Source organism: Geodermatophilus sp. CPCC 205506, from assembly GCF_051383635.1.
Classification (GTDB): Bacteria; Actinomycetota; Actinomycetes; order Mycobacteriales; family Geodermatophilaceae; genus Geodermatophilus.
The window spans coordinates 48935-68561 of the sequence record NZ_JALPKP010000024.1; the positions used below are offsets into that span (position 1 = coordinate 48935).

At 74.8% G+C, this 19627-nt stretch carries 21 protein-coding genes and 1 pseudogene; 10 read left to right on the forward strand and 12 right to left on the reverse strand.

Annotated features, from left to right (window positions below; genetic code table 11):
- Positions 1–48 precede the first annotated feature (48 nt).
- From MY520_RS15055 to MY520_RS15075, 5 genes and pseudogenes are all read left to right on the forward strand, one after another.
- Positions 49–105: pseudogene (locus MY520_RS15055) on the forward strand (hypothetical protein); the annotation flags it as partial.
- Positions 106–223: 118 nt separating this feature from the next.
- Positions 224–391, forward strand: coding sequence for a VOC family protein (locus MY520_RS15060; protein WP_436693071.1), 168 nt, complete (start codon positions 224–226; stop codon positions 389–391).
- Between the two features lie 268 nt (positions 392–659).
- Positions 660–1868, forward strand: coding sequence for a hypothetical protein (locus tag MY520_RS15065; protein WP_436693073.1), 1209 nt, complete (start codon positions 660–662; stop codon positions 1866–1868).
- Positions 1865–2692 (forward strand): helix-turn-helix domain-containing protein, encoded by an 828-nt coding sequence (locus MY520_RS15070; protein WP_436693074.1) that lies wholly within the window; start codon positions 1865–1867, stop codon positions 2690–2692. Before MY520_RS15065 ends, MY520_RS15070 begins: the two co-directional genes overlap by 4 nt.
- Positions 2693–2702: 10 nt before the next feature.
- Positions 2703–3296, forward strand: coding sequence for a TIGR03086 family metal-binding protein (locus tag MY520_RS15075; RefSeq protein WP_436693076.1), 594 nt, complete (start codon positions 2703–2705; stop codon positions 3294–3296).
- A gap of 27 nt (positions 3297–3323) precedes the next feature.
- On the opposite strand, the gene MY520_RS15080 is transcribed toward MY520_RS15075, so the two are convergent.
- On the reverse strand, positions 3324–3968 hold the full coding sequence (locus MY520_RS15080; RefSeq protein ID WP_436693078.1) for a LysE family translocator: 645 nt from the start codon (positions 3966–3968) through the stop codon (positions 3324–3326).
- A gap of 123 nt (positions 3969–4091) precedes the next feature.
- On the opposite strand from MY520_RS15080, the gene MY520_RS15085 reads away from it, so the two are divergent.
- Positions 4092–4796 carry a M50 family metallopeptidase gene (locus tag MY520_RS15085; RefSeq protein ID WP_436693080.1) on the forward strand — a complete coding sequence of 235 codons (705 nt, stop codon included), beginning with the start codon at positions 4092–4094 and terminating at the stop codon, positions 4794–4796.
- Position 4797: 1 nt separating this feature from the next.
- Here the strand turns inward: MY520_RS15085 and MY520_RS15090 are convergent, their stop codons facing one another.
- Both MY520_RS15090 and MY520_RS15095 read right to left on the reverse strand, forming a co-directional pair.
- Positions 4798–7161 carry a glycoside hydrolase family 65 protein gene (locus tag MY520_RS15090; RefSeq protein WP_436693082.1) on the reverse strand — a complete coding sequence of 788 codons (2364 nt, stop codon included), beginning with the start codon at positions 7159–7161 and terminating at the stop codon, positions 4798–4800.
- On the reverse strand, positions 7158–7889 hold the full coding sequence (locus tag MY520_RS15095) for an HAD family hydrolase (RefSeq protein ID WP_436693084.1): 732 nt from the start codon (positions 7887–7889) through the stop codon (positions 7158–7160). The genes MY520_RS15090 and MY520_RS15095 overlap by 4 nt, the downstream gene beginning before the upstream one ends.
- A gap of 143 nt (positions 7890–8032) precedes the next feature.
- Here MY520_RS15095 and MY520_RS15100 point away from each other — a divergent pair, with 143 nt between their 5' ends.
- Together MY520_RS15100 and MY520_RS15105 are read left to right on the forward strand one after the other, a co-directional pair.
- Positions 8033–8578, forward strand: a complete 546-nt coding sequence (locus MY520_RS15100) for a YbhB/YbcL family Raf kinase inhibitor-like protein (RefSeq protein WP_436693086.1) — start codon at positions 8033–8035, stop codon at positions 8576–8578.
- 76 nt (positions 8579–8654) lie between these two features.
- A complete protein-coding gene (locus tag MY520_RS15105; RefSeq protein WP_436693088.1) occupies positions 8655–9560 on the forward strand; it encodes an LppW family protein in 906 nt (301 codons plus the stop codon).
- Here the strand turns inward: MY520_RS15105 and MY520_RS15110 are convergent.
- Entirely contained in the window at positions 9557–10360 is an 804-nt protein-coding gene (locus tag MY520_RS15110) for a GNAT family N-acetyltransferase (protein WP_436693089.1), read from the reverse strand. The genes MY520_RS15105 and MY520_RS15110 overlap by 4 nt on opposite strands.
- 88 nt (positions 10361–10448) lie before the next feature.
- Between MY520_RS15110 and coaA the strand changes: the two genes are divergently transcribed.
- Positions 10449–11411 (forward strand): type I pantothenate kinase, encoded by a 963-nt coding sequence (gene coaA / locus MY520_RS15115; RefSeq protein WP_436693091.1) that lies wholly within the window; start codon positions 10449–10451, stop codon positions 11409–11411.
- Positions 11412–11582: 171 nt separating this feature from the next.
- Positions 11583–11786, forward strand: coding sequence for a DUF5999 family protein (locus MY520_RS15120; RefSeq protein ID WP_436693093.1), 204 nt, complete (start codon positions 11583–11585; stop codon positions 11784–11786).
- 138 nt (positions 11787–11924) lie between these two features.
- Here MY520_RS15120 and gcvP read toward each other — a convergent pair whose 3' ends face one another.
- The 8 genes from gcvP to MY520_RS15160 form a co-directional block, all read right to left on the reverse strand.
- Positions 11925–14924, reverse strand: coding sequence for an aminomethyl-transferring glycine dehydrogenase (gcvP, locus tag MY520_RS15125; protein ID WP_436693095.1), 3000 nt, complete (start codon positions 14922–14924; stop codon positions 11925–11927).
- Between the two features lie 71 nt (positions 14925–14995).
- The gene (locus tag MY520_RS15130) at positions 14996–15568 is read right to left on the reverse strand and encodes a MerR family transcriptional regulator (RefSeq protein WP_436693097.1); all 573 of its coding nucleotides are present in this window, start codon (positions 15566–15568) and stop codon (positions 14996–14998) included.
- A 246-nt stretch (positions 15569–15814) separates the two neighbouring features.
- Positions 15815–16303, reverse strand: coding sequence for a bifunctional nuclease family protein (locus MY520_RS15135; RefSeq protein ID WP_436693099.1), 489 nt, complete (start codon positions 16301–16303; stop codon positions 15815–15817).
- Positions 16304–16421: 118 nt separating this feature from the next.
- Positions 16422–17159, reverse strand: a complete 738-nt coding sequence (ftsR, locus tag MY520_RS15140; protein ID WP_436693101.1) for a transcriptional regulator FtsR — start codon at positions 17157–17159, stop codon at positions 16422–16424.
- A 40-nt stretch (positions 17160–17199) separates the two neighbouring features.
- A complete protein-coding gene (gene odhI / locus MY520_RS15145; protein WP_436693103.1) occupies positions 17200–17715 on the reverse strand; it encodes an oxoglutarate dehydrogenase inhibitor Odhl in 516 nt (171 codons plus the stop codon).
- A gap of 252 nt (positions 17716–17967) precedes the next feature.
- Complete coding sequence (gene gcvH, locus MY520_RS15150; protein ID WP_436693105.1) at positions 17968–18372, reverse strand: glycine cleavage system protein GcvH; 405 nt, start codon at positions 18370–18372, stop codon at positions 17968–17970.
- A gap of 47 nt (positions 18373–18419) precedes the next feature.
- Entirely contained in the window at positions 18420–19295 is an 876-nt protein-coding gene (locus MY520_RS15155; RefSeq protein WP_436693106.1) for a DUF881 domain-containing protein, read from the reverse strand.
- A complete protein-coding gene (locus MY520_RS15160) occupies positions 19292–19624 on the reverse strand; it encodes a small basic family protein (protein WP_436693108.1) in 333 nt (110 codons plus the stop codon). The genes MY520_RS15155 and MY520_RS15160 overlap by 4 nt, the downstream gene beginning before the upstream one ends.
- Positions 19625–19627 lie beyond the last annotated feature (3 nt).

Sequence of the window (19627 nt, forward strand, 5' to 3'; positions counted from 1 at the left end):
GGCACCCCCTGACCCGAGGAGACTCCCGTGCCCCCGTCCGTCGTCCCGATGGTCGTCACCCATGACCTGGACCGGCTCGCCCGCTTCTACCGGGAGCTGACCGGGGCCCAGGAGTCGAGCCGGATCCCCGAGGAGGGTCCGACGTTCTACCTCGGGTTGCGGATCGGCGGGTCCGAGCTCGGCATCGTCGCCGACGCGTCCGTCGAGGCCGGCCCACCCGGCCGTGTGCTGCTCAGCCTCGAGGTGGACGACGTCGACGCGTGCCTCCGCGCGGGTCCCCGAGCTGGGCGGCACGGCCTCCGGGCCGGCCAACGACATGCCGTGGGGCCAGCGGGTCGCGCACGTCAGGGACCCCGACGGCAACGCGGTCAACCTGACCTCCACGTCCTGAACTCCCCGCCGTCCGGCCCTCGGGCGACCGCGTGGCGTCACCGATGGACGTCGGTCGTCATCACACCGTGGGACGTCCTCCCCGGATCGCGGCTAGTTGGGTCCAACAACTTGACGCACCCCCACGAGTGCTCCACGCTTCGGTGCCCTCGTGATTTACGGCACTCCGCCGGGTCATAAGGGGGCCCGTGCGGAGCAAGTGAGGCAACGTGACAGACGGTAGCCGCGGGAGCGATCCGATCATTGCCGACCCATCCACCCCGGCGCTGATGGTCAAGCTCGGCGAGTACCCGCTGCACCACGGCGGGGTCGGTGCCATCCGGTCGCTCGGACGCCTCGGCGTGCCGGTGCACGCGATCACCGAGAGCCGGTTCACGCCGGCCGCGGTGTCGCGCTACCTCCGTGCCCACCACACCTGGCCCACCACGGGCCTCGAGGACCCCGACGCGCTGGTCGACGGGCTGCTGCGGATCGGGCGTTCGATCGGCCGGCCCGCCGTCCTCATCCCGACCGACGACGAGGCCGCGGTGCTCCTGGCCGAGCGGGGCGACGACCTGGCCGGCGCCTTCCTGTACCCGCGGTCCGCCGACCCCGGCCTGCCGCGCCGGCTGGCCGACAAGAACGGGCTGCACGAGCTGTGCCAGAAGCACGGCGTGCCGCAGGCCGACTCCACCGCCCCGAGGACGCCGGCCGAGGTCGAGGAGTTCGCGCGCAGCGCACGCTTCCCGGTCGTGGCCAAGAACCGCGAGCCGTTCGGCCGCCTGCGGGCGCCGGCGGTCCGCTCCACGACGCTGCTGCGCGACCCGGACGAACTGCTCGCCCTGGCCCGTCACTGGCCCGAGGACCCCGGCGTCCTCCTCCAGGAGTACCTCCCCCGCGAGCACTCCGAGGACTGGATCGTGCACGGCTACCTCGGCAGCGGCGGGACCCCGCAGGTCCTGTTCACCGGCGTGAAGCTGCGCTCCTGGCCGCCGCACGCCGGGATCACGACGTGCGCGGTCGTCGTCGACAACCCCGAGCTGGCCGCGCTCGCGTCCGACTTCTGCGCCCAGCTCGACTACTCGGGGATCTTCGACCTCGACTGGCGCCTGGACCGGCGCGACGGGCGGTACAAGCTGCTGGACTTCAACCCGCGGGCCGGTGCGCAGTTCCGCCTGTTCGAGACCGCTGACGGCATCGACGTCGTCCGCGCCCAGTACCTGGACCAGACCGGCCAGCCGGTCCCCGCCGGGAGGCAGGTCGAGGGCCGGCGGTTCGTGGTCGAGAACTTCGACCTCCCGGCCCGCCTGGGCTACCGGCGGGAGACGCGCACCCCGCCACCGCTGCCCGCGCGGAGCACCCGCACGGAACTGGCCTGGTTCGCCCGCGACGACGTCAGGCCATACCTGGCCATGGCCACGCGGATGGTGCAGGTCGGCACTCGCCGGCTGATCGACGGCGGCCGCCGACGATGGGCCATCCGCTCGTCCGGCGAGTGACGCCCGGTCGCGGCACGCGGGGCATCGTCCGGCCCGCGGCGATCCCCGACGTCTACCGGCTGGACCGGCTGCCCCCGACCGGGCGGCTGGCCGACCTGGTCGCCGTCTTCTGGCGGGTGTCGTGGGAGCTGCCGCCGGGGACCGTCCACGACTCGCTGATCCTCTCCTACCCCGCGGTCAACGTGTCCTTCGAGCCCGATGGCGTCTGGCTGACCGGCCCGGTGGCGGGCACCTACCGCCGCCCGCTCCACGGCGCGGCCACGGTGTCGGCGGTGCGGTTCCGGCCGGCGGCCTTCCGCTCGCTGGTCGACCGGCCGGTCAGCGAGCTGCGCGACCGCGTGCTGCCCGCCGCCGAGCTGCTGCCGGTGCCGGACACCCTGCCCGGCGAGCTGAGCGGCACCGCCGACCTCGGCGCGGCCCGGGACCTGATGGAGGGCTGGCTGCTCGCCCTGCCCCGCTCCCCCGGCCCGCTGCACGAGGAGCTCGACGCCGCCGTCGCGCTCATCGAGGCCGACCGGTCGATCACCCGCGTCGACCACCTCGCCGAGTGCACCGGCCGCAGCGTCCGCGCCCTGCAGCGGGCCTTCGCCGACGCCGTCGGCCTGCCGGTGAAGCAGGTCATCCGCGCGGCGCGGTTGCGCGAGGTCGCCGAGCGGGCACTGGGCGGGGACGTCGACTGGGCCGCGGTCGCCACCGAGCTCGGCTACAGCGACCAGGCCCACCTGGTGCGCGACTTCACCGCCGCGGTCGGCACTCCCCCGGCCCGGTACGCCCGCGAGACGGTGTCGCGTTCCTCCAAGACGGGCCCGGCGGGCGCTCCCTAACGTCGTGGGCATGACCACGACGACCCTGCCCGCGCTCTACGACCGGCTGGCCGAGGCGGCTGCGGAGGCCGCCCGCATCGCCCGGGGTGCCGCCGGCGCGCCGCTGGACTCCCCCACCCCGGACACCGAGTGGGACCTGCGCACGCTGGTCGACCACTGGGTGCTCTACAGCGCGCACGGCCTCGAGCGCCGCGCCCGCCGCGAGCCGATCCCCGACGAGCTCGGCGCCCGCGACTTCGCCGCCGACCCCGACTGGCCCGAGCAGTACGCCGCCCAGCTGGACCGCGCGCTGGCCGCCTGGCGCGACCCCGCCGCCTGGACGGGCGAGATCGACCTCGACGGCATGTCCGTCCCGGCCACGACGGTCGCCGGGATGATCGTCAAGGAGCTCACCGTGCACGGGTGGGACGTCGCCCGGGCGACCGGCCAGGAGGTGCGCGTCGGCGAGGAGACCGCCCACCTCGTCCTGGACCTCGTCGTCGAGCACGGCGCGCTGTTCCGCGAGTACGGCGGCTTCGCCGAGGAGCTGCCGGTCGACGACCGGACGCCCACCTTCGAGCGGGCGCTGCGGCTGTCCGGCCGCGACCCGCACTGGCACCCCTGACAGGGCCATCGTGGCCACTGTGGCCCCTCAGCGGGACGAGGCGGCCACCCGGACGCCGAGGCCCACCAGGACCGTTCCGCTGACCGCCTCCAGCCGGCGCCGGATCCGCGGCCGGCGGAACCAGTCCCCGGCGCGGGCCACCCCCGCAGCCAGCGCGAGGTACAGCCCCGTCTCGAGGGTGATCTGCAGCAGCCCGAGCACCGCGGTGGTGGCGAACACGGGGCCGTCGGCCGGCACGAACTGCGGATAGAAGGCGATCATGAAGACGGCGGCCTTCGGGTTGGCCAGCTGCACCAGCAGGCCCTCGCCGAACGCCGTCCACCAGCGGCGCCGTCCCAGCGGCGTGGCCGGCGGGGCGGGGACGTCGACCTGCCCGCGGTCCCGCCACGCCGCCCGCCAGGCGCGGACGCCGAGCACCAGGAGCACCGCCGCCCCGACGACGCGCAGGACCACGTAGCCGACCTCGGAGGTGGCGACGAGGGCGGCGAACCCGGCGCCGGCGAACAGCGCCCACGCGTAGAGGCCGAGCTCCAGGCCCAGCACGGTGGGGACGGCGCCGGACAGCCCGCGCAGCGCGGCCCGGCGGAAGATCAGCGCCATCGCCGGCCCGGGTGAGGCCGAGATGAGCAGGACGGCCAGCACGAACGCCGGCAGCGACCCGAGCACGTCCACGGGGGGATGGTGTCAGGCCGGCGGCCGGCCGGTCGACGGAGTTCTGGCCGCGCTCGACCGGCCTCGGCTCGGCCGGGCTCGAGGTCCGCGGTCCTCCCAGGGAGGTGCGGTTGACTCGGGGGCGTGGACGCCGTCGACGGGTTCTGGACCCGGGTCACCACGCCGGTGCCGGAGCTGCCGATGCCGGTGCTCCTGGGCGCCCTGGCGGTCGCCGCGGTCGTCGTCTTCTCCGCCTCGCTGTGGCGGCGGGCGAGCACGGTCGTGACGATCGCCCACGAGGGCGCCCACGGCCTGGTCGCGCTGGCCGCCGGGCGGCGGCTGTCGGGCATCCGGCTGCACTCGGACAGCTCCGGGCTGACCGTGTCGGCGGGCCGTCCCTCCGGCCTGGGCATGGTCCTGACCTGCGCCGCGGGCTACACCGGACCGGCGCTGTTCGGCCTCGGTGCCGCGGCGCTGCTCGCCGCCGGGCACGCCGTCCTGATGCTCTGGGCGCTGCTGGCGCTGCTCGCCCTCCTGCTCGTGCAGATCCGCAACTGGTTCGGCCTGTGGATGGTCCTGGTCACCGCCACGGTGGTGTTCGCGGTGACCGAGTGGCTGCCGCCGGACGGCCAGGCCGCCTTCGCCGCCGCGGGCACCTGGTTCCTCCTGCTCGCCGCACCCCGCGACGTCGTCGGGCTGCACCGCTCCCGGCGCCGGCAGGCGGCACCGCAGTCCGACGCCGACCAGCTGGCCCGGCTCACCCACCTCCCGGCGGTGCTGTGGGTGGCGTTCTTCCTGCTCGTGGACGTCGGCGCCCTGCTGCTCGGCGGCTGGTGGCTGCTCGGCTGACTCAGCCCCGGCCGCGCCGCCGGGGTGCCGCGCCGTCGGGCTGGTGGACCTTCTCCACCGGCGGCGCCGGCGGGATCTCGGCGGTGACCTCGTTCTCGTCGACGGTGAGCCGCCGGCCGTGGTGGTGGACGTCGAGCGGCTCGCCCTCCGCCAGCCGGTAGGTGGCCTCGGTCGACGTCACCGTCACGACCAGGCACCGCCCCTGGTAGTTCAGCCGGAACTTCAGCCGGGAGATCCGGTCGGGCAGCCGCGGGGAGAACTGCAGCCGCCCGCCGTGGTCGCGCAGCCCGCCGAACCCGGCGACGGCGACGGTCCACCCGCCGGCCATCGAGGCGATGTGCAGGCCGTGGCCGGAGTTGCCGTGCAGGTTCTGCAGGTCGGTGAGGCTGGCCTCGCCCCAGTAGTCGTAGGCCAGCTCCAGGTGGCCGGTCTCGGCGGCCACCACCGCCTGCTGGGTCGCCGACAGCGAGGAGTCCCGCACCGTCCGGGCCTCGTAGTAGGCGAAGTCGGCGACCTTCTCCTCGTGGGTGAAGGCGTCCCCGCGCAGGTGCAGGGCCATGACCAGGTCGGCCTGCTTGACCACCTGCTTGCGGTAGATGTCGTAGTACGGGTAGTGCAGCAGCAGCGGGTAGCACTCCGGCGGGGTGCCGGCGAAGTCCCACTCCTGGTGGTGGGTGAACGCGTCGGACTGCATGTGCACGCCCAGCCGGGCGTCGTAGGGCACCCGCATCAGCCGGGCCGCCTTCTGCCAGACCGCGACTTCCTCCTCGGACACGTCCAGCCGGCCGGCGACCTCGGGCTGGCGCTCCACCGCCGCCGCCGCCTCGCGCAGGTTCCGCTGCGCCATGAGGTTGGTGTAGACGTTGTTGTCCACGACCGCGGTGTACTCGTCGGGGCCGGTCACCCCGTCGATGCGGAACCCGTCCTCCTCGTCGAAGTGCCCCAGCGACGCCCACAGCCGGGCGGTCTCGATGAGCAGCTCGGCGCCGTGGTCGCGGTCGAACTCCTCGTCCAGCGTGGCGTTGTGGTAGCGGACGACGGCGTCGGCGATGTCGGCGTTGATGTGGAAGGCCGCCGTCCCGGCCGGCCAGTAGCCCGACGTCTCCTCGCCCCGGATGGTCCGCCACGGGAACGCCGCCCCCCGCAGCCCCAGCACCCCCGCCCGCTCGCGGGCCAGCTCGAGCGTGGAGTGCCGCCAGCGCAGCGCGTCGCGAGCGGCCTCGGGCGCGATGTAGGTGAGCACCGGCAGCACGTAGGTCTCGGTGTCCCAGAAGGTGTGCCCGTCGTAGCCCGGACCGGTCAGCCCCTTGGCCGGGATCGGCTGCCGCTCGGCGCGCAGGCCGGCCTGCAGGACGTGGAAGACGCCGACCCGCACGGCCTGCTGCAGCTCGTCGTCGCCCTCGATCTCGACGTCGGCGTGCTGCCAGTGCGCGTCGAGGACCTCGCGCTGCTCGCGCACCAGCCGCTCGAACCCGGCCAGCTTCGCCGTCGCCAGCGCACCCTCCACCTGGTCGCGCAGCGCGGCCGCCGAGCGCCGCGACGACCACCCGTAGGCCAGGTACTTCACCATCCGCACCGACGACCCCTGCGGCAGCCGGGCCGCGAGGGTGAAGCGGGCCAGGTCTTCGCCGGACTCGATGTCCTCCGTCGAGCTGTCGGGCACGGCGATGACGTGGTCCATGCCCGCGGCGATGCGCAGCCGGCTGCGCTTGGTGCGGTGCACGAGGACGGCGCGCTGCCCGCGGGCCACGGCCATCTCGTTGACCAGCGGGCGGGCCAGTGCCGCCGCCGCGCGCGGGTCGTCGGACTCGCTGCCGCTGTCGACCGGCTCGTTGGCCAGCAGGTCGGACTGGAGGGCGATGTACAGGTCGCCGCGGCCGTCGGTGCACTCGACGGTGTACTCGATGGCGGCGATGGAGCGCCGGCGCAGCGACACCAGCCGGGTGCTGGTGACCATCACCGTGCGGCCGTTCGGCGAGCGCCACTCGGTGGTGCGGCGCAGCAGGCCGCGGCGCAGGTCCAGGCTGCGGCGGTGCTCGACGATCTCGCCGTAGTCGAGGTCGAGCGGGGTGTCCCCGACCAGCAGCCGGATGAGCTTGCCGTCGGTCACGTTGACGACGGTCTGCCCCTGCTCGGGGAAGCCGTAGCCCGCCTCGGCGTAGGGCAGCGGCCGCTCCTCGAAGAAGCCGTTGAGGTAGGTCCCGGGGACGACGACCGGCTCGCCCTCCTCGAACGACCCGCGCATCCCGATGTGCCCGTTGGCCAGCGCGAACACCGACTCGTGGACGGCCAGCGACTTGTGGTCCAGGCCGATCTCGGTCAGCGACCACGGCTCGACCGGGAAGGTGGGCCGCCCCTCCGTCATGGCCGCTCCCCCATCAGCTCGGCGAGGTCGGTGACGACGACGTCGGCGCCCGACGCGGCCAGGGCGGCGGCCTGACCGACCCGGTCGACCCCGACGACGAACCCGAACTGCCCGGCCCGGCCGGCGGCCACCCCGGCGAGGGCGTCCTCGAAGACCGCCGCCGCGGCCGGCTCCACCCCGAGCGCGCGGGCCCCGGCGAGGAAGGTGTCGGGGGCGGGCTTGCCGCGCAGCCCCTCCTCCCCCGCGACGACGCCGTCCACCCGGGTGTCGATGCAGTCGGCGAACCCGCCGGCCTCGATCACCTGCCGCCCGTTGGCCGACGCGGTCACGACGGCGGTGGCCAGGCCCGCCTCCTTCGCCGCCCGCACGTACCGCACCGACCCCGGGTAGACCTCGACGCCGTGCTCGGCCAGCTCGGCGAGCACCAGCTCGTTCTTGCGCAGCCCCACGCCGTGGACGGTCTCCGCGTCGGCCGCGTCGCCGCCCTGCCCCTCGGGGAGGGTGATGCCGCGGCTGGCCAGGAAGTCGCGCACGCCGTCCAGCCGGGGTTTGCCGTCGACGTGGCGGTTGTAGTCGTCCTGGGTGAACGCCGGCGCCTGCGGGTCCCGCCGGTGCAGGAACTCGTCGAAGGTGCGCTTCCAGGCCGCGAAGTGCACGGTCGCCGTCCGCGTGAGGACGCCGTCGAGGTCGAACAGGCACGCGCGGATCGAGTCCGGGAGTCCGAGCACGTCGCGACGGTACCGGCGCGGCGCGGCGCCCGCCGGTCCGCGAACGCGCTGATCACCGATGCGACGGCCGGGCCCGCCCGCCCTAGGGTGCGGCTGGGGGCCGCACGCCCCCCTGCCCCGCCGAGACCGAGGAGAGGACCGCCATGGCCGACCGTCCGACGCCGCCGAACCCGTTCGACTTCCTGCCGCAGGTGCCCGGGTTCGAGCTGACCAGCACCGACTGCGCCGACGGCCGGCCGCTGGCGATGCCGCACGTCAGCGGGGTCATGGGCGCCGGTGGCGAGGACCGCTCGCCGCAGCTGTCGTGGTCGGGCGCCCCCGAGGGCACCAGGAGCTTCGCCGTCACGGTGTACGACCCCGACGCCCCCACCCAGAGCGGCTTCTGGCACTGGGCGGTGGCCAACATCCCGGCGTCGGTGACCGAGCTGCCCAGCGGCGCCGGCGACCAGGCCGGCTCGGGGCTCCCCGAGGGCGCGGTGCAGCTGCGCAACGACGCCGGCTTCCCCGGGTACGTCGGCGCCGCTCCCCCGGCCGGCCACGGACCGCACCGCTACTTCGTCACCGTGCACGCGGTGGACACCGAGACCCTCGACGTCACGGCGGACACCACGCCCGCCGTCCTGGGGTTCAACCTGTTCGGCCACACACTCGGACGGGCGACACTGGTCGCCACGTACACGCAGGAGTGATCACTGCAGGTGAGGGACACGCCGCCGGTGCTTGAAGCCTGAAGTTCCTCACAGGTAACAGCAGCACCATGGATCCGTGCCGGCGGTTGCGTCGCAGCGACTCCGTCCCCGGCGTGCCCGCGCCGCGGCGGCGCTCCCGGCCGCCCTCCTCGCCACCCTGGTCATGACCGTCCTGCCGGCACGGACGGCGGCGGCGAGCGGGCCGCCGCTCGGCGAGGCGGTCGCGGCAGCGGCGAGCGCCTTCGGCCCCACCGGCACGGTCGCGGTCGTCGTCACCCCGCAGCACAGCCGGGTGGCCGGGCTGACCGCGCGGGCGGTGGAGGCCCGCGCCACCCGGCTGATGGCGGCCGGCGCGGACAACGGGCAGGCCGACCGCGTGTTCCCGACCGCCTCGCTGGTCAAGCTGTTCGTCGCCGAGGGCATCCTGCACCGGGCCCGCACCGGTCAGGTGACGCTCTCCCCCGGCGACCTGGCCACGCTGCAGGAGATGATCTCGCACTCCAGCGACCCGGCCGCCTCGCAGATGTGGGTCCGCTTCGACGGCGAGGGGCTCGTGCGGGACGTCGCCGCCCGCTACGGCCTCGGTGGCACCGCTCCCCCGCGGGTCCGCGGCCAGTGGGGCGAGACGACGACGACGGCGCGCGACCTCGCCCGGTTCCTCGCCGCACTGCCGGTCGTCGCCCATCCGGACGACGCCGCCACGCTGACCGGGTGGATGGCCGCTCCGGCGCCGGCCGGGGCCGACGGCTTCGACCAGCGGTTCGGCCTGCTCGGCACCGTGCCCGGGACGCCGGCGGTCAAGCAGGGCTGGATGTGCTGCGTGGGCGGCCGGCGGCACCTGCACTCGGTCGCGATCACGAACGGGATGGTCGTCGTGCTGCTCAGCGAGGTGCCCCGGTCGGTGGGCTGGACCGCGGCGCGGGCGGCGCTGGACGCGGCGGCCGGACCGGTGGCGGCGATCCCGCCGCCGGTGCGCCCCTAGGCGTCGGGGAGGTCGGCCACGCCGACCGTCGCCAGGCGGGCGAACCCCACCCGCTCGTAGACGCGGGCGACGTCGTCGTCCCCGGCCACCAGGAACACCAGGTCGGCGGTCTCCCGGGCGTGCGCGGCCAGCGCAGAGGCCAGCCCCGCCCCCAGGCCGCGGCCGCGCAGCCGGGGCAGCGTGGCCACCCCGGTGATCTCGCTGACCTCGGTCCCCTCGACGTCGACCGGCGTGTGCGAGCCGACCGCCACCGGCTCGCCGTCCTCCACCGCCACCATCATCACCGTGCGCCCGGTGGCGATCCGCTCGCGCAGCACCGCCGTCCGCGGCGACTCCGGCGCCGGGCCGACCGAGTCGTCGCCGACGTCGGCGCGCGGGCCGGGGTGGGCGAAGGCGATGGAGGCCAGCTCGAGGTAGCGCGGCAGCTCGGGGTCGTCGGCGCCGACGAGGTAGAGCCGCACCCCGTACGGCATGAGCAGCTCCACGGGGTCGTCGGCGACCAGCAGCGGCAGCTCGTCCACCGCCAGGCCGGCGGCCCGCACCGCGGCGAACGACGTCGGGGAGCACTCGCCGATCCACTCCAGGGCCACCGGCAGGCCGGCCGCGCGCTGCCGCTCCGCCACGGCGCGTACGTCGGCGGCGGTCACCGTCTCGCCGGGCCGTGGGCGGGCCGGGTACGGCCAGGCCGGACTGCCGACCGGCACGTCGATCGCGCCGACGGACTCGATGCGGGCGTCAGGCCGCGCTGCTGCGGCGAAGTACCGCTCGATGCACTCGAGCAGCCCGGGCGACGTGGGCACATCGGCACCCTAGACGGGGAGCGCCCGCGGGGCGGGCCGTCGGCCGCCGGCGACCCCCGGGCGGGTGACATGCCGGGCGGACGGCACGATGGGCACCGTGACGGCAGGGACACGCCCCCAGGTCTCGCCCTACGCGGTCTTCGACCGCGACTCGTGGCGAGCGCTCGCCGCGGGGACGGCGCTGCCCCTCGACGAGGCCGAGCTGGGGGCGCTGACCACCCTCGGCGACCCCATGGACCTCGACGAGGTCGCCACCGTCTACCTGCCGCTGGCCGGCCTGCTGCGCCTGCACGTGGAGGCCAGCCGCGGGCTGTGGGCCGCGCGCAGCGAGTTCCTCGGCGACGCGACCGAGAAGGTGCCCTACGTCATCGCCGTCGCCGGCAGCGTCGCCGTCGGGAAGAGCACCACCTCCCGGCTGCTGCAGACACTGCTCGCCGCCGGCCCGGGTGCGCCCCGCGTCGACCTGGTCACCACCGACGGGTTCCTGCTGCCCAACGCGGCGCTGGAGGCCCGCGGGCTGCTGGGCCGCAAGGGCTTCCCGGAGTCCTACGACCGGCGGGCCCTGGTGCGCTTCCTGGCCGACGTGAAGTCCGGGCGCGAGGAGGTCAGCGCCCCGCTGTACGACCACCAGGCCTACGACGTCGTCCCGGGGGCCCGGCAGCTGGTGGACCGGCCCGACATCCTCGTGCTCGAGGGGCTCAACGTGCTGCAGGCCGGCCGCCGGGCCGACGGCAGCGCGCCGGAGGTGTTCCTGTCGGACTTCTTCGACTACTCCGTCTACGTCGACGCCGCCGAGGCCGACATCCGGCGGTGGTACGTCGACCGGTTCCTGGCGCTGCGCCGGACGGCGTTCCAGGACACCGGCGCGTACTTCCACCGCTTCGCCGACCTCACCGACGACCAGGCCAGCGAGACCGCGCTGGGCATCTGGGCGGCGGTCAACGGCCCCAACCTGCGGAGCAACATCGCACCCACTCGCTCGCGCGCCCGCCTGGTGCTGCAGAAGGCCGCCGACCACCAGGTGCGGCGGGTCCTGGTCCGCAAGATCTGACGCGCCGGGGCGCGGGTCGGTCATGGCGAACCATGACGACCCGATGGGGTGAGGTGGTGAGTTTCGTCACCTGACACCGCGCACGGGGTGGCGCACACTCGGTACGCGTTCGTGATCGGACGCGCACCCTCAGTGAAATTCCCCGCACCGGGGCCGATCGGAGAGATCCCGATGTGTTCTCACGTAACCCCCTGCCCTGACCCCGCCAGCGACCTGCGCGACCTCGCGGCCGTGGTCACCAGCCACCCCGAGCAGGGCTGGAGCCTGCTGTGCAACGGCGTCGTCCTGTTCGACGACGACGGCGAGCTGCTGCCCGACGGCCGCGTCGTCGCCCACCACCGCGCCTGGCAGGTGCCGGAGCTCGCCGGCCGCTGAGGCGGTTCCTCACCTGTCACGGCGGTGGCTCCTCACGACCGAGGTGCCGAAGTGTTGGGGATAACGGTTGCGTCACACGCCGACGCGGGCGGTTCCGGCGCCGGCCGCAGGGCCGGCGCCGGACGGTGTCCGGCGGTGTCAGGCCTGGGCGCCGGCCGGCACGGCGTCGGCCGCGGTGCCGAGGTCGTCGGGTGACCCCTCGGCCCGGCCGGGCTGCCGGGCGGACCCGCCGGGGGCCGGCTCCGGCTCGGCGAACGCCTCCGGCGGCGGGCAGGAGCACACCAGGTTGCGGTCGCCGTAGGCCTGGTCGATGCGCCGCACGGGGCTGAGGTACCCCCGGCCGCGCAGCCCGGGCACCGGGTACACCGCGACCTCCCGCGGATACGGCCGACCCCACTCCCCCGCCACCATCGCCAGCGTGTGCGGGGCGTTGCGCAGCGGGTTGTCGGTCCGGTCGTACCCGCCGGTGGCCACCTTCTCGATCTCGCCGCGGATGGCGACCAGCGCGTCGACGAACCGGTCCAGCTCGGCCTTGTCCTCGCTCTCGGTCGGCTCGACCATCAGCGTCCCGGCGACCGGGAAGCTCATCGTCGGGGCGTGGAACCCGAAGTCGACCAGCCGCTTGGCGATGTCGTCGTTCGTGATCCCGGTGGCTCTGGTCAGCGGCCGGATGTCGAGGATGCACTCGTGGGCGACGAGCCCGTTCGCGCCCGCGTAGAGCACCGGGTAGTGCTCGCGCAGCCGCGCGGCGACGTAGTTGGCGGCGAGGACGGCGTGCTCGGTGGCCCGCGTCAGGCCGTCGGGACCCATCAGCCGGAGGTAGGCCCAGGAGATCGGCAGGATCCCGGCCGACCCCCACGGCGCCGCCGACACCGCCGGCCCGGACGTGCCGGTGTCCACCACCGGGTGCCCGGGGAGGAACGGCACGAGGTGCTCGCGGACGCCGATCGGACCGACGCCGGGCCCGCCGCCGCCGTGCGGGATGCAGAACGTCTTGTGCAGGTTGAGGTGGCTGACGTCGGAGCCGAACCGGCCCGGCCGGGCCACGCCGACCATCGCGTTGAGGTTGGCGCCGTCGACGTAGACCTGACCGCCGGCGTCGTGCACCGCCGCGCAGATCTCCTCGATGGCGGCCTCGAACACCCCGTGCGTCGACGGGTAGGTGATCATCAGCGCGGCCAGCCGGTCGGCGTGCTGCTCGGTCTTGGCGTGCAGGTCGGCGACGTCGACGTTCCCGGCCTCGTCGCAGGCCACGACCACCACGCGCATGCCGGCCATCACCGCGCTCGCCGCGTTGGTGCCGTGCGCCGAGGACGGGATCAGGCAGACGTCGCGGTGCGCCTCACCGCGGGAGCGGTGGTAACCCCGGATGGCCAGCAGGCCGGCGAACTCGCCCTGGGAGCCGGCGTTGGGCTGCACGCTGACCGCGGCGTAGCCGGTGATCTCGGCCAGCGCGGTGCACAGCTCGTCGATCAGCCGCCGGTAGCCGCGGGCCTGCTCGGCGGGGGCGAACGGGTGCAGATGGGCGAAGCCCGGCCAGGTGATCGCGGCCATCTCCACCGCGGAGTTCAGCTTCATCGTGCAGGAGCCCAGCGGGATCATCGTGCGGTCCAGCGCGAGGTCCTTGTCCGCCAGCGACCGCAGGTAGCGCATGAGGGCGGTCTCCGACCGGTGCGCGGAGAACACCGGGTGCGTGAGGAACGGCGTGCGCCGGCGCAGTTCCGGGGGCAGGGCTCCGTCGTCGCCGGCGCCGTCGAGCGCCGCGTCGTCGGCCGGGACGCCGAAGGCCGCCGCGACCGCCCGCAGCGTGCCGGGCGTCGTCGTCTCGTCGCAGGCGACACCGACGGTGTCGGCGTCCACCAGCCGCAGGTTGATCCGCCGCTGCGCCGCGGCGGCCACCACGTCGGCGGCCCGGCCGGGCACCGAGGCGAGCACGGTGTCGAAGAACCGGTCGTGGACGACGTCCACGCCGCCGGCCCGCAGCCATCCGGCCAGGGCCTGCGCGCTGCGGTGCACGCGGGCCGCGATCGCGGTCAGCCCCTCGGCGCCGTGGTAGACGGCGTACGCGCCGGCCATCACGGCGAGCAGCACCTGGGCGGTGCAGATGTTGCTGGTCGCCTTCTCCCGGCGGATGTGCTGCTCGCGGGTCTGCAGCGCCAGCCGGTAGGCGACGTCGCCGTCGGCGTCCACCGAGACGCCGACCAGCCGGCCCGGCAGCTGGCGGGCCAGGCCCTCGCGCACCGACAGGTACCCGGCGTGCGGGCCGCCGTAGCCCAGGGGGACGCCGAACCGCTGGCTGCTGCCGCAGGCGACGTCGGCCCCCCACTCCCCCGGCGCCTCCAGCAGGGTCAGCGCCAGCAGGTCGGCGGCGACGACGACCGCCGCACCCGCCTCGTGCGCGGCGGCGGCCAGCGCCCGGTGGTCGCGGACCGCTCCGCTGGCCCCCGGGTAGGACAGCAGGACGCCGAAGGCGCCGGCCTCGGGCAGGTCGGCGGGCCAGCCGCCGGACAGGTCGGTGACGTGCAGTCCGATGCCGAGCGGCTCGGCGCGGGTCTCCAGGACGGCGAGGGTCTGCGGCAGCGTGTCCGCGTCGACGACGAAGACGGCGTCGGCCTTCGCGCGCCCGGCCCGGCGGACGAGGGTCATCGCCTCGGCCGCCGCGGTCGCCTCGTCGAGCATCGACGCGCCGGCCACCGGCAGCCCGGTCAGGTCGGCGATCATCGTCTGGAAGTTGATCAGCGCCTCGAGCCGGCCCTGGCTGATCTCGGGCTGGTACGGGGTGTAGGCGGTGTACCAGGCGGGGTTCTCCAGGACCGTCCGCTGGATGACCGCCGGGGTGACGGTGCCGGAGTACCCGAGCCCGATCATCGAGGTGTAGACGTCGTTGGCCTCGGCGCGCTCCCGCAACAGCCGCAGCACCGTGGCCTCGTCCGCGGCGGCGGGGAGGTCGAGCGGCGCCCGGTCGTGGACCCCCTCGGGCACGCACGCATCGACCAGTGACTGCAGCGAGGTGTGGCCGACCGCGGCGAGCATCTGCTCGGTCTCGGCCGCGCGCGGGCCGATGTGCCGGTGCGCGAAGGACCCCGACGGGTCCAGCGCGGAGAGTGCGGGCAGGGGCTCAGGAGCACGGTCCGCCATTACGTCGACGCTACCAGCGAGGCGTCGTGACGACCGGGAGCCCGGAGAGTCCCCCGAGGGGTGGAGAGGGCTCAGACGGCGGCGCGGCGGCGACGGCGCATCGCGAGCTCGTCGTCGGCGGGGTGCAGCGTGCCGCCGTCGATCCGCTCGGCCGGCAGCTCGGCGAGCTCACCGGAGAGCTCGCGCAGCGCGCCGGAGACGGCGATGCCGAAGACGCCCTGCCCGCCGGCCAGCAGGTCGACGACCTCCTCGGCGGAGGTGCACTCGTACACCGTGGCGCCGTCGGAGAACAGGGTGACGTTGGCGAGGTCCTTGATGCCGCGGTTGCGCAGGTGGTCGACGGCCTTGCGGATGTTCTGCAGGGAGACCCCGGTGTCCAGCAGCCGCTTGACGACCTTCAGCACGAGGATGTCGCGGAAGGAGTACAGCCGCTGCGTGCCCGACCCGGTGGCGCTGCGCACCGACGGGGCGACCAGGCCGGTACGGGCCCAGTAGTCCAGCTGGCGGTAGGTGATGCCGGCAGCGCTGCACGCCGTCGGGCCGCGGTACCCGACCTGGTCGGTGTCGACCTCGTCGTAGGACGGTGCCCCCACGGCGGCGTCGCTGAAGAGCTGACCCTGGGAGCCGTTGCTCTGGTCGCTCACGTCAGCGTCCTCCTCTGCGTCCCGCAGCACCTCACCGCGGGAACCCCGGCGCACGCGCCCCACGACGAGAGTCCCAGGTGTCACACCGGTGTTGTTCGCCGACCGTAAGCCGGGCCATGGGGTCGGTCAACTGAGGGGGGCGGCGTGTCGCCGCACTCATCCTTCCGAGGGGTATCGGCAGGTACAGCGACGGAGTTGAGCCGACACGGGATCGTTTTTCCGGAGCACGGGTGGACGGCGGCCCGCTCAGGGGTTCCCGCCGGAGCCGGAGCCGGCGCCGAAGTCCTCCGGGGAGATCTGGTCGAGGAACTCGCGGAACTTCTCGACCTCGTCCTCCTGCTCGTCGGGGATCTCGATGCCGACCTCGTCGAGCAGGTCCTCGGCCCCGAAGATGGGCGCCCCGGTGCGGACGGCGAGGGCGACGGCGTCCGACGGCCGGGCGCTGACCACCCGGTCGTCCCCGAACACCAGCTCGGCGATGTAGATGCCGTCGCGCATCTCGGTGATGTTGACCGCCTCCAGCGTCGCCCCCAGGGCGCGCACCACCTCGCGCAGCAGGTCGTGGGTCATCGGCCGGGCCGGCCGCACCCCCTGCTGCTCGAAGGCGATCGCGGCGGCCTCGACCGCGCCGATCCAGATGGGCAGGTACCGCTCGCCCTGCGTCTCCTTGAGCAGCAGGATCGGCTGGTTCCCGGGCAGCTCGACCCGGACCCCGACGACTCTGAGTTCCTGCACGGTGGGGCTCCCTCAGCTGCGGCCCGGGTGGGCGGTGGATCGGTTCTGGCGGCTGGTGGACGGGTCGGCGTGCCGGGTCCTGAACGACGGAACCCGACGGACCAACGGTACGCCGGACTCAGGGGCGCAGGAGATCCCGGAGGCGCGCCTCCAGCAACGCGCCGTGCAGCTGCGCGGAGAGGGTGACCAGCTCCCGCAGCTTCTCCGTGGCGCGGGTCCGCGCCTCCTCCGACCGGGCCCGGAGCACCGGCGCCACCAGCTGCTCCACCAGCCCGGCCTCCCGCTCGGCGCCGTTCTGGTAGACCCGCAGGTGCCGCGGCTCGATGCCGTGCCGGGCCAGGCCGGCGGCGGCCCGGGCGATCGGCAGGTCGGCCGCCGAGTGCCGGCCCTCGGCGTCGGGGGCCAGCAGGCCGAACTGCACGCAGACGGCGAGCTGGTCGCCCTCCAGCCCGGCCGCCGCGGCGAACTGCTCGGGCGGCAGCGTCCCGGCGTCCGGCTCCCCCACCGGGGCCGCCGGCGCCGGCTCCGCCGCCGCGGGCGGCGACCCGGGCAGCGGCTCGCCCCGGTCCAGCGCGTCGAGCTGGTCCTTGATGACCTTGAGCGGCAGGTAGTGGTCGCGCTGGGCGCCCAGCACGTACCGCAGCCGGGCCACGTCGGCCGAGGAGAACTTCCGGTACCCGGACGCGGTGCGCTGCGGGTGGACGAGGTCCTCGGACTCGAGGTAGCGGATCTTGCTGATCGTCACGTCGGGGAAGTCGTCGCGGAGGACGGTCAGCACCTCGCCGATGGTCAGGCGAGGGGTGTGCTGGTCGTCGGCGTCCCCGAACGCGCTCGCGCGCGAGGGCACCGCGGTCACGCCGCCGACGGCACCGGAGACGACACCCGGCCCGCGGTCCTCACGAGCGAGGAGCGGGCTCGCCCGTGCGCGGACCGGTCAGGTACACGAGACGGAACTTGCCGATCTGCACCTCGTCGCCCCCGGCCAGCGTCGCGACGTCCACCGGCTCCCGGTTGACGTAGGTGCCGTTGAGGCTGCCGACGTCGTGCACCGAGAAGCCGCCGCCCTCGCGGTGGAACTCCACGTGCCGGCGGCTGACGGTGACGTCGTCGAGGAAGATGTCGCTGTCGGGGTGCCGGCCGGCGGTGGTCACGTCCTGGTCGAGCAGGAAGCGGCTGCCGGCGTTGGGCCCGCGCTTGACCACGAGCAGCGCCGAGCCCGCCGGGAGGGACTCCACCGCGCCGGCGTGCGCCTCGGTCTCGGTCACCTCGGGGGTCTCGGCGGAGTCCTCGCCGCCCACCTTGGGGATGACGCTGGTGGACTCGCCGATGCGCTCCTGGGACAGCGCCGCGCCGCACTGCGCGCAGAAGCGACTGCCCTCGGGGTTGTTGTGGCCACAGCGAGTGCAGTGCACGTCTGTCTCCTCCGGTGCAGGGGTGGCACCGCCGCGGACCTGGGATGTGGCCGCGGGCGGCCGGCGGACGACGGACCGGGTGGTCCGTCGCGGGTCGGTCGCCGTGTGGGTCACGGCGGGCCGTGGTCATGGAACCAGCGGCCGACCCGAGGGTCAACCGCGTGTCCAGGGTGAGGCCGACGGCGCCCGCGCGGGCGCCGGGGGTGCCTCGCCCCAGGTCAGCATAGTGATCGCCGGGAGGCCCCAGCGGGGTCAGGTGGCGTCGACGAGGGCCTGGTAGGCGGCGGCGTCCAGCAGCCCCTGGACCTGGTCCCCGGCGTCGCCGGGAACGCTGATCTCGACCAGCCAGCCGGCCCCGTAGGGGTCGGCGTTGATGGTCTCGGGGGCGTCGGTCAGCGCCTCGTTCACCGCGGCGACCACGCCCGCGACCGGCGAGTACACGTCGGAGACCGACTTGGTCGACTCCACCTCGCCGATCGGGTTGCCGGGCACCACCTCGGCGCCGACCTCGGGCAGCTGCACGAAGACGATGTCGCCGAGGGCGTCCTGGGCGTGGTCGGTGATGCCCACCCGGACGACGGTCGCCGCGCCCTCACCGCCCTGGACCATGGCCCACTCGTGCTGCTCGGTGTAGCGGCGGTCATCGGGCGTGGACATGCGGCGTCGTCTCCAGTCGGGGGTCGGGAGGGGGCGGGGCCGGCGGGTCAGCCGCCGGGCTCGGGCTGAGCGTATTGAGGCTCGTCCAGCGGCCGCAACGCGTCGACGACGACGCGCTCGGACTGCACGATCTGCACGGTGCCGCCCTGCCGGCCGACCCGGTCGACCACGCCGCCGGGGATGTTCATCGCGGTCTGCAGGTCCTGCGGCGACCCGATGACCTCGATCTCGTAGGGGCTGCTCACCGGTGTCCCGTCGATGCGCAGGGAGCCCGGCTCCCCGGTGACGGCCGAGGAGACGCCGATGCGGACCTCGTCGATCTGCATGGTCTCCGCGCCCGCCCCCCGCAGCTCCTGGACGGCGTCGAGGAGGTCGGCCACCCGCACCCGGCCCTCCGGGTCCAGGACCGTCATGACCAGCCCCGGGCCCTCCGCGGCGACGGTGCCGTTGAGGATGCCCAGCGCCTCGGCGCGGTCCCGGGCCGCCTGCAGCGCCGTCTCGGACTGGCTGTCGGAGCTGGTGAGGTCGCGCAGCTCGGCGCGCTGCTCGGCGATCTGGGTGCGCAGCCGGTCCTCGCGGGCGTCGAGCTCGTCGAGGATCTGGACGAGGTCCTCCTCCCGCGCCCCGGCCAGGCTCTCCTCGGTGCCGGTGGTGCGGACCTGGACGGCGAACGCGAAGCCGAGCAGCAGGGTGAGCACGCCGACGAGCAGCGCGGCGCGCGGGTCCCGCCGGCGCCGGGCGGCGGTGGCCGGCGGCGCCGGGGTCTCCGCCGGGGCCTCCTCGGGGGTCGGTTCGGGGGTCGGTTCGGCCGGCGCCGGCCCGGCGGCCGCCGCCGGCTCCTCCACCGCCTCCGGGGCGGCCGCGGTCACGGGCTCCCCGGGCTGCTCGCCGGTGCCCGGCACCGGGCGCTCGTCCCCGCTCATGCCCGGAACACGTGCCGCCGGATGGCGGCGGCGTTGCCGAAGATGCGGATGCCGAGCACGACGACGACCGCCGTCGACAGCTGCGCGCCCACGCCGAGCTGGTCGCCGAGGAAGACGATGAGCGCCGCGACGACCACGTTGGACACGAAGGAGATGACGAACACCTTCGCGTCGAAGATGCCGTCCAGCCGCGCCCGGGCCCCGCCGAAGACCGCGTCGAGCGCGGCGACGACGGCGATCGGCAGGTAGGGCTGCAGCCACAGCGGCACGCTCGGGTCGAAGAACAGCCCGAGGGCGACGCCGACGGCCAGGCCGATGATCGGGATCACGGG

What these genes read in the sequence shown, in the direction of transcription:
- MY520_RS15065 (WP_436693073.1), top strand. Translation starts at nt 660, where the DNA reads ATGGTCAAGCTCGGCGAGTACCCGCTGCACCACGGCGGGGTCGGTGCC.
- MY520_RS15075 (WP_436693076.1), top strand. Translation starts at nt 2,703, where the DNA reads ATGACCACGACGACCCTGCCCGCGCTCTACGACCGGCTGGCCGAGGCG.
- MY520_RS15090 (WP_436693082.1), bottom strand. Translation starts at nt 7,161, where the DNA reads ATGACGGAGGGGCGGCCCACCTTCCCGGTCGAGCCGTGGTCGCTGACC.
- MY520_RS15100 (WP_436693086.1), top strand. Translation starts at nt 8,033, where the DNA reads ATGGCCGACCGTCCGACGCCGCCGAACCCGTTCGACTTCCTGCCGCAG.
- coaA (WP_436693091.1), top strand. Translation starts at nt 10,449, where the DNA reads ATGGGCACCGTGACGGCAGGGACACGCCCCCAGGTCTCGCCCTACGCG.
- MY520_RS15120 (WP_436693093.1), top strand. Translation starts at nt 11,583, where the DNA reads ATGTGTTCTCACGTAACCCCCTGCCCTGACCCCGCCAGCGACCTGCGC.
- gcvP (WP_436693095.1), bottom strand. Translation starts at nt 14,924, where the DNA reads ATGGCGGACCGTGCTCCTGAGCCCCTGCCCGCACTCTCCGCGCTGGAC.
- gcvH (WP_436693105.1), bottom strand. Translation starts at nt 18,372, where the DNA reads ATGTCCACGCCCGATGACCGCCGCTACACCGAGCAGCACGAGTGGGCC.
- MY520_RS15155 (WP_436693106.1), bottom strand. Translation starts at nt 19,295, where the DNA reads ATGAGCGGGGACGAGCGCCCGGTGCCGGGCACCGGCGAGCAGCCCGGG.